The following is a 1988-nucleotide window of genomic DNA, read 5'->3' as shown; positions in this document are numbered from 1 at the left end:
CCGTTCTTGGCGGCCGTGGCTTCGTCGGCCAGCAGCAGCGCGCAGGCACCGTCGTTGACGCCGCTGGCGTTGCCGGCGGTGACCGTGCCGTCGGGACGCACGATCGGTTTGAGCTTGGCCAACGCTTCGAGACTGGTTTCACGCGGGTGCTCGTCTTTGTCTATGACGAGGGCATCGCCCTTCTTCTGGGCAATCGTCACCGGCGTGATTTCGCGCGCCAGGTGGCCGGCCTTCTGGGCCGCCACCGCTTTCATCTGACTGGCCAGCGCCATTTTGTCTTGCGCCTCGCGCTCGATCTTGTACTCGGTGGCGACGTTTTCTGCCGTCTCGGGCATGCTGTCGACACCGTATTTCTCTTTCATCAGCTTGTTGATGAAGCGCCAGCCGATGGTGGTGTCATAGACCGCCTGGGTGCGGCTGAAGGCACTCTCGGCCTTCGGGCTGACGAACGGCGCGCGGCTCATGCTTTCGACCCCGCCCGCTATCATTAATGTAGCTTCTCCCGCTTTGATGGCGCGGGCTGCCGTGCCTAAAGCATCCAGGCCCGAGCCGCACAGGCGGTTGATGGTGGCGCCCGGCACTTCAAACGGCAGACCGGCCAGCAAGCTGGCCATGTGGGCGACGTTGCGGTTGTCTTCACCGGCCTGGTTGGCGCAACCGTAGATCACGTCGGTGACGGCTTGCCAGTCGACCTTCGGGTTGCGCACTATGAGGGCTTTGAGCGGGAGGGCACCGAGGTCATCGGTGCGCACGCTGCTGAGAGCGCCGCCGTAGCGGCCGAAGGGGGTGCGAATGGCGTCGCAGATATAGGCTTGTTGGTTCATGGTTGGGTCCTTTGCTCTTTCTTCAGTGACGGATCGGCAGGCCCACCAGCTTCTCCAGCTCGGCATGGTCCAGCCCATCCACTTTATCAATCAGTTTCAGTCCATTGGGCGTGCATTCCAAAGTCGCCAGGTCGGAATAGATGCGTTTGACGCAAGCGATGCCGGTCAGCGGATAAGTGCAGGCCGACACCACCTTGCTCTGGCCCTGCTTGGTCAGCAGGTCCATCATGACCCAAGTCTGCTTGGCGCCGACCGCCAGGTCCATGGCGCCACCGACCGCCGGAATGGCATCTTTCTCGCCGGTGTGCCAGTTGGCCAGGTCACCTGTGGCGGAGACCTGAAAGGCACCGAGCACGCAGATGTCCAGATGGCCGCCGCGCATCATGGCAAAGCTGTCGGTGTGGTGGAAGTAGGAGCCACCCGGCAGCAGCGTCACCGGCTGTTTGCCGGCGTTGACGAGGTCGTAGTCTTCCTGCCCCGGTGCTGGCGCCGGGCCCATGCCGAGCAGGCCGTTCTCGCTGTGCAGCAGCACTTCGCGGTTGGCCGGGATATGGTTGGCCACTAGCGTCGGCTGGCCAATGCCCAGGTTCACTATCGCGCCCTCGGGGATATCCTGCGCCACGCGGGCGGCGAGCTGGTCTTTGCTGCGTTTCTGGTAGGACACTTCAGGCCGCCTTCTTGAAACCGCCAGCCTGCGTGGCCTGGCGCTCAATCTTCACGATCTTGCTGACGAAGATGGCCGGCGTGATGATGGCCTCGGGGTCGAGTCCGCCGAGTTCCATGATCTCGTGCACGCTGGCAATGGTCTGCTTGCAGGCCATGGCCATGGAAGGGCCGAAATTGCGCGCCGTCATGCGGTAGGTCAGGTTGCCCCAGCGGTCACCACGCTCGGCCTTGATCAAGGCCACATCGCCGTGTATGGGGTACTCCAGCACATGGTGCCGGCCATTGATCTCGCGCGTCTCCTTGCCTCGGGCCAGGTCCGTGCCATAGCCGGTGGGCGTGAAGAAGGCGCCGATGCCGGCGCCGGCCGCGCGGATGCGCTCGGACAGATTGCCTTGCGGCACCAGTTCCAGCTCCAGCTTGCCCGAACGGTACAGCCCGTCAAAAACGTAGCTATCAGCCTGGCGCGGAAAGCTGCAGATGACCTTGCGCACACGGCCG

The 1988-nt window shown here is 63.6% G+C and carries 3 protein-coding genes; all 3 read right to left on the bottom strand.

Annotation, left to right across the window (positions count from 1 at the left end):
• Nucleotides 1–824: acetyl-CoA C-acyltransferase (locus B3V69_RS11340; RefSeq protein WP_296446599.1), on the bottom strand; the 824-nt coding region annotated here is incomplete at its 3' end.
• 22 nt (nt 825–846) lie between these two features.
• On the bottom strand, nt 847–1488 hold the full coding sequence (locus tag B3V69_RS11335; protein ID WP_296446596.1) for a 3-oxoacid CoA-transferase subunit B: 642 nt from the start codon (nt 1486–1488) through the stop codon (nt 847–849).
• Between the two features lies 1 nt (nt 1489).
• The coding region (locus B3V69_RS11330) for a 3-oxoacid CoA-transferase subunit A (protein WP_296446594.1) at nt 1490–1988 on the bottom strand (499 nt) is incomplete at its 5' end.

The organism is Rhodoferax sp. UBA5149, assembly GCF_002413825.1.
In the GTDB taxonomy this organism is placed as follows: domain Bacteria; phylum Pseudomonadota; class Gammaproteobacteria; order Burkholderiales; family Burkholderiaceae_C; genus Rhodoferax.
The sequence above is the reverse complement of the archived record's forward strand: the minus strand, read 5'-3'. Positions and strand labels throughout refer to the sequence as shown.